Raw genomic sequence first — 6536 nt, 5'->3', positions numbered from 1 at the left:
GCCGCCCGCAGCCGCTCCGCCTGGGCGCGCGCCTCGGGCTCGCGGGCCGCCGCCAGCGCGGCCGCCGCCAGGGCCTCGTCGACGTCATCCAGCCGGTCCGGCAGCTCGTCCAGGAGCGCCTGGGTCTGCTCGACGGATGCCACGTGCAGGGCGAGCTCCCCCTGCAGCGTCACAATCTTGGCCTCGATGCCGGGCAGCAGCCGTTCGACGTCGAGAACGTCCTTCAACGATCCGAGCCGGCCCAGGAGATTCTCGATGACGGCCTTGAGGCTCTCAGTCGTTTCCACCAGACCTGGGTCGTCCTGGTACTCACGCCAGGCGCCGTGCGCGTACGATTCGCCGACCACAGCACGTTCGAGCGCTTCCTCCGCCTCCCGACGCGTGCGGAGCGCCGGCCACACGCGGGACGCACGGTTTGCGGCCAGCACGGCCGCCCGGTCGAGGGCGACCGTCCCCTGCCGGGCCTCGAGAACGGCCAGGGCCGAGTGGGCTTCGTTGCGGCGGTCCTGCCGGCTGCGCAGGTCTTCCTGGGCCTGCACGTCGGCGGCGGCCAACTCCAGCGCCGACGTGGCCCGTTCGGCCCCCGCCGACGCCTCGGCCAGCAGCTCGTCCAGCTCCGCCAGGGCGCCGTCGAACCAGGCCCGGTCGCGACTGCCGGGCGCGTCATCGGAGTCGTCGCCGGGCAGGTCTTCGCGCTGCAAGTGCCGGGACGCGGTGGCCGCCAGGCTGGCCAGGCGCTGGCGCACGGATTCCAGCGCATCATCGAGCGACTTGCGCCGGCTGATCAGCCCGAGTTCGAGCTGCTCGAACCGGGCGGTGCCGAAGAGGGTGCGCAGCACCCCTCGCCGGTCATCGGTCTTGGCCAGCAGGAACCGCTGGAACCGGTTCTGGGCCAGCAGGATCACCTGCAGAAACTGGTCCTGCTTGAGCGGCAGGATGCGGCTGAGCTCGTGCCCGACGTCGACCGGACGGGTCGCCACGCTGCGCCAGCCCTCAGGGGTGTCCCGGTCGTCGTGCAGGTCACGGATGTCGAGGCGCGCGTCGGGCGGTGACATGGTCGTACCCGGGCCGCGCTTCTTGTTCTTCTCGTACCTGGGTGTGCGGTAGATGCGGTAGTCGTTCTCGTGCAGTGCGAATTCCAGCTCCACGAAAGTAGGGTCATCCGGTTCGCAGTGGTCACTGCGCAGCTGGGACTCCGTTCCCTCATAGCGCGGCACGCTGCCGTAGAGGGCGAAGCAGACGGCATCGAGGATGCTGGACTTGCCGGCCCCGGTCTTGCCGGTGATCAGGAAGATTCCATCGGCATCGAAGCGCTCGAAGTCGATCACCTGTTCGTTCTTGTAGGGGCCGAATCCGGCGATCCGCAGGCGTTTGATCTTCATCGGCTCAGCTCCCTCAGGTCACCCTCGGTGAGGAGTTCCGCCACCAGGTCTCGTTCGAAATCGGATTGGCCGACCCCGTTGCGCACGAACTCGAGGAACCCGGCGACAATCTCGCGGTCACTCTGGCGGTCGATGCGCTCACCGTAGCTGACGGCATCCGAGTCGACGACGACAGCGGGCCGATGCTCGAGCGTGACGCAGTGCGGGAATCGTTTCTGCAGGCGCCGGATGCCGTCGAGGGGACGCACCTGGTCGGTCAGGATGGCCGACACCCAGTCGGGTTCGAACTCGGCCAAGGCGTCATCGGTCAGGAGCTGTTCGATCTCGCCGGTGAGCACGCTGAGTCGCCGCGGAACCGGAAGCTCGATCCATTCGATGTCGGCGGCAGGGCCGGCCTGGAGCTCGACCAGCCAGCAGCCCCGCGGTTTGCCGGCCTCCGAGAAGGAGTAGTGCAGTGGTGCTCCCGAGTAGCGCACGCGGTCGGTGAGGTGGGCCCGCCCGTGGATGTGGCCGAGGGCGACGTAGTCCGGTCCTGTGAAGACCGACACGGGCACCAGATCGAGTCCGCCCGCGGTGATGTCCCGCACGGCATCGGTCGCCGCGGCCGCGGGCACTCCCGCCGCGAAGCAGTGGCTGAGCACCACCGATCGCCCGCCGCGCACGGCCAGGTCATCGCGGATGCGCTGCATCACGACGGTGAGCACCTGCTCGTGGGTCTTGAGCGGTTCGTCTGCCGGCCCGTGAAAAACGCTGAGGTGCCGGACCAGCGCCGGCTCCAGGTAGGGGATGCCATAGAAGTGCACGGGCCCGTGATCGTCCGGCACGGTGACCGGTTCGAGGAACTGCTCCGGCCGGGTCAGCACATGGACGCCCGCGAGTGCGGCCCACTCCGCCTGGAAGCCGAGGCGGGTGGCGGAGTCGTGGTTGCCGCTGGTCATCACCACCGTGGCCCCTGCCTGCTTGATTTCCCGCAGCACCGCCGCGAGCAGCGTGTAGCTCTCGGCCGACGGCATGGCCGAGTCGAAGATGTCGCCGGCCACCGCCACCACATCGATCCGGCGCTGCCGCACCACCTCCACCAGCGCATCCAGCACCTGATGCAGGGCATCCAGGGTCGAATGGGTGTGGAAGGTTCGCCCGATGTGCCAGTCGGAAGTGTGCAGGATCTTCATGCTGCTCACGTTATCGCCGACGGCCGACACCCGGCGGCACCGGGCAGCGCCGGGCAGCGCCGGGCAGCACCGGGCAACGGGTTCTTTGTTTGTCTTTGTTTTTCTTGACAAACAAAAACAAACACAGGTAAAATTTTTGTATTCTACAATCTCGTGGTTTCGGCCACTCAGCGTCGAGGAGGTCGCCATGTTCGCCGAAGAACGTCAGTCCCTGATCGTCGATCTGGTCACCAGTTCGAACCGGGTCACGGTCAGCGATCTCGCCTCCCGCTTCGATGTCACCCCCGAAACGGTGCGCCGCGACCTCGACAGCCTCGAGGGCGCCCGCCAGCTGCGCCGGGTGCACGGCGGCGCGGTCGCGTTCGACCGGCAGAGCATGTCCGAGCTCAGCCTCGAAGAACGCCAGACGCAGCGGCAGGACGAGAAGCAGCGCATCGCGGCCGCCGCCCTCACCATGATTCCCTCGAGCCAGACCGGCTCCGTCCTGCTGGATGCCGGCACCACGACCGAGCTGCTCGCCGACCTCCTGCTCGACTGGACCCCGGCAGCCCCCGGTGACGAACTCCTGGTCATCACCAACGCGGTGCCGATCGCCACGAAACTCGCCGGCAATGACGCCATCTCGTTGTATATCCTCGGCGGCCGCGTGCGCGGCCTCACCCGCGCCGTCGTCGGTCCCAGCACCATCGCCCAGCTCGATTCGTTGCGGCCCGACATCGCGTTCGTCGGCGCCAACGGCGTGCACGCCGAATTTGGTTTCAGCACTCCGGATGCCGTTGAATCCGCCGTGAAGACAGCCATCGTCCGTTCGGCCCGTCGTGTTGTCGCACTGGCTGATTCCTCCAAGCTCGACAAGGAAACCCTGATCCGCTTCGCGGCCCTGGGCGACATCGACGTGCTGATCGCGGACGCTCTCCCATCAGATGAACTTGCCGCAGCCCTGGCCGCGGCCGACGTTGAGGTTGTGATCGCGTGATCATCACGCTTACCCCGAATCCGAGCCTGGATCGCACCATCGAGCTCCGCGCCCCGCTGGCCCGCGGCGAAGTTCAGCGCGCCGGTTCATCCCGCGAAGAACCGGGCGGCAAGGGCGTGAACATCGTTCGCGCCCTCAAGGCCTCGGACATCCTGAGCCTCGCCATCCTCCCCGGCGACGAGTTGGACCCCGTTCTGGTGGCCCTCCGGGCCGCGGGGGTGCCCCACCTCGGCATGCCGATCGGCGCCTCGCTCCGGAGCAACGTCGCGCTGACCGAGATCGACGGCACCACCACCAAGGTGAACGTGCCCGGACCGGTGCTGACCGCCGCGCAGCAGAGCGACCTGATCGAACTCGTGCTGGAGAAGGCGGAGGGTGCCAGCTGGCTCGTGCTGGCCGGATCGCTGCCGCCTGGAGTGCCCGTCGACTTCTACGCCGACATCACCCGGGAGCTCCGCAGCCGGTTCGGCGCGAGCGCCCCTCGGGTGGCCGTCGACTCGTCCGGCGCGCCCCTCGCCGCCGCCGTCACGGCCGGACCGGACCTGATCAAGCCCAACGCGGAAGAACTGGCCGAGCTCACCGGCATCCCCGACCCGGAGAGCCTCGAGGGCAATCCGGTGCTCGTGGCCCGCGCCGCCGAGCGTCTCGTCGCCACCGGAGTTGGCGCCGTGTTGGCCACCCTCGGTTCCCAGGGTGCCGTGCTGGTGACCGAAGACGGCGCCTGGCTCGCGAAAACGCCGCCGATCGTCGCGCGCAGCACCGTCGGAGCCGGCGATTCCTCCCTGGCCGGCTACCTGCTCAGCAGCATCGTCGGCGGCTCCGCCCCCGACTCTCTCCGCCAGGCCGCAGCCCACGGGGCCGCAGCCGCGTCCCTGCCCGGATCAACCGTTCCGGCACTGCACCAAACCAGACCGGGCGACGTCACCCTGACGTCTCTCAACACCCATCCAAAGGAGGATGTCCAGTGAGTGCACTGATCACCCCGGAGCTTGTCGCTCTGGATAAGAACCTCGGAGCCGCACCCTCGAGCGTAATCCGGCATCTTGCCGAGCTCGTCGTCGGCGCCGGCCGCGCCACCGAGATCGAGAGCCTCTACGCGGATGCCCTCGCTCGCGAAGCGAAGACGGCAACCGGCATCCCCGGCGGCCTGGCCATCCCGCATTGCCGTTCGGCAGCCGTTACCGAGCCGACGCTGGCGTTGGCCCGACTGGCTTCGCCGGTCGACTTCGGCGCCGCCGATGGTCCCGCGGACCTCGTCTTCCTGATCGCCGCTCCCGAGGGCGCGGACCAGGAACACCTCAAGATCCTGGCCAAGCTCGCCCGCTCGCTGATGAAGGCCCCCTTCACCGCCGCGCTACGCGCCGCGAAGACCCAGGCCGAAATCGTCGAACTGGTCACCAGCGTCGTCTCCCCGGCTCCCGTGGCCGCCGGCGGCGTCGCCGGCGCCGGCGCCAACGTCGGAAGCACGCCCGCGGCATCCGCCGGTGTCAAGCGCATCGTCGCTGTGACCGCCTGCCCGACCGGCATCGCGCACACCTACATGGCTGCCGAATCGCTCGTTGCCGCGGCGAAGGCCGCCGGCGTCGACCTGCAGGTCGAAACCCAGGGCTCGGCCGGCCTCACGATGCTCGACCCGGCCGTCATCGCCGCGGCCGACGCGGTCATCTTCGCCGTCGACGTCGACGTTCGCGGTCGCGAGCGCTTCGCCGGCAAGCCCGTCATCCAGGTGCCCGTCAAACGCGGCATCGACGAACCGGCCAAGCTCATCCACGATGCCCTGGCCGCGGCCCAGAACCCCAACGCCCGCCGCGTCGGCGGCACCGTCGGTGCGGCCGAGGCCGAGGAGACCAGCGAGCACTTCGGCCAGAAGGTCAAGCGCGCTCTGCTCACCGGTGTCAGCTACATGATTCCGTTCGTCGCCGGTGGAGGTCTGCTGATCGCCCTCGGATTCCTCCTCGGAGGCTACGAGATCACCGAGGTCGCCGACACGGTCACCCTGGAGAACAACCTGTTCAACCTGCCGGAAGGCGGCATGCTGACCTATCTGGGAGCGGTCTTCTTCAAGATCGGCGCGCTGTCGATGGGCTTCCTGGTCCCGGCCCTGGCCGGCTACATCGCCTACGCGATCGCCGACCGTCCCGGAATCGCCCCCGGTTTCGTCGCCGGTGCCGTCGCCGGGTTCATGGGTGCCGGTTTCCTCGGCGGCATCGCCGGTGGTCTGCTGGCCGGTGTCGCAGCCGCCAGCTTCGCCAAGCTCGACGTGCCGCGCTGGCTTCGCAGCCTGATGCCCGTCGTCATCATCCCGCTGGTCGCGTCGATCGTCGCCTCGGGCCTGATGTTCCTGGTGCTCGGTGGCCCCATCGCGCTGCTGACCACCGCCCTGAACGAGTGGCTGTCCGGCATGACCGGTGCCTCCGCCATCCTGCTCGGCCTGATCCTGGGCCTCATGATGGGGTTCGACCTCGGCGGACCGGTCAACAAGGTTGCCTACGCCTTCGCCGTCGCCGGTCTCGGCACCGCAACCATGGCCAACCAGGCTCCGTGGCAGATCATGGCCGCGGTCATGGCCGCCGGCATGGTTCCGCCGCTCGCCATGGCCCTGGCCACGGTGCTCGACCGCCGACTGTTCACTGTCGCCGAGCGCGAAAACGGCAAGGCCGCCTGGCTGCTGGGTGCGTCGTTCATCTCCGAAGGCGCCATCCCGTTCGCTGCCGCAGACGTGCTCCGCGTGATCCCGGCCTCCATGGTGGGCGCCGGCGTGACCGGTGCTCTCTCGATGGCCTGGGGCGTCACCTCGAAGGCCCCGCACGGCGGAATGTTCGTCTTCTTCGCCATCGACAGCTTCGCGCTCTTCGCTCTGGCGATCGCGATCGGAACCGTCGTCACCGCCATCCTGGTGATCGCGCTGAAGCGATACGCTCGAAAGACACCGTTGGTCACCGCGGACGCAGCAGCGCCCGCCCTGGTCAACGCTTGACCGCACGTCGGCCGCTCCGAGAAATTCGG

At 68.7% G+C, this 6536-nt stretch carries 5 protein-coding genes; 3 read left to right on the top strand and 2 right to left on the bottom strand.

From position 1 onward, the window contains the following. On the bottom strand, positions 1 to 1382 hold a 1382-nt coding region (locus E3T40_RS13875), incomplete at its 3' end, for an AAA family ATPase (protein WP_134544251.1). Then, positions 1379 to 2554 (bottom strand): exonuclease SbcCD subunit D, encoded by a 1176-nt coding sequence (locus E3T40_RS13870; protein ID WP_104193634.1) that lies wholly within the window; start codon positions 2552 to 2554, stop codon positions 1379 to 1381. The genes E3T40_RS13870 and E3T40_RS13875, both read right to left, overlap by 4 nt. 187 nt (positions 2555 to 2741) lie before the next feature. Here E3T40_RS13870 and E3T40_RS13865 point away from each other — a divergent pair, with 187 nt between their 5' ends. Genes E3T40_RS13865 through E3T40_RS13855 form a run of 3 tightly spaced genes read left to right on the top strand, consistent with a single transcriptional unit; the run spans position 2742 to position 6507 of the window. Continuing rightward, entirely contained in the window at positions 2742 to 3530 is a 789-nt protein-coding gene (locus E3T40_RS13865) for a DeoR/GlpR family DNA-binding transcription regulator (protein WP_104169275.1), read from the top strand. Next, entirely contained in the window at positions 3527 to 4498 is a 972-nt protein-coding gene (locus tag E3T40_RS13860; protein WP_104169276.1) for a 1-phosphofructokinase family hexose kinase, read from the top strand. The genes E3T40_RS13865 and E3T40_RS13860 overlap by 4 nt, the downstream gene beginning before the upstream one ends. Beyond that, positions 4495 to 6507 carry a fructose-specific PTS transporter subunit EIIC gene (locus tag E3T40_RS13855; RefSeq protein WP_104193633.1) on the top strand — a complete coding sequence of 671 codons (2013 nt, stop codon included), beginning with the start codon at positions 4495 to 4497 and terminating at the stop codon, positions 6505 to 6507. The genes E3T40_RS13860 and E3T40_RS13855 overlap by 4 nt, the downstream gene beginning before the upstream one ends. Positions 6508 to 6536: the final 29 nt, after the last annotated feature.

Origin of the sequence: Cryobacterium sp. TMT1-19 (assembly GCF_004403055.1) — a bacterium.
In the GTDB taxonomy this organism is placed as follows: domain Bacteria; phylum Actinomycetota; class Actinomycetes; order Actinomycetales; family Microbacteriaceae; genus Cryobacterium; species Cryobacterium sandaracinum.
Note: the sequence above shows the minus strand (reverse complement) of the source record. Positions and strands in the feature narration are given on the sequence as shown.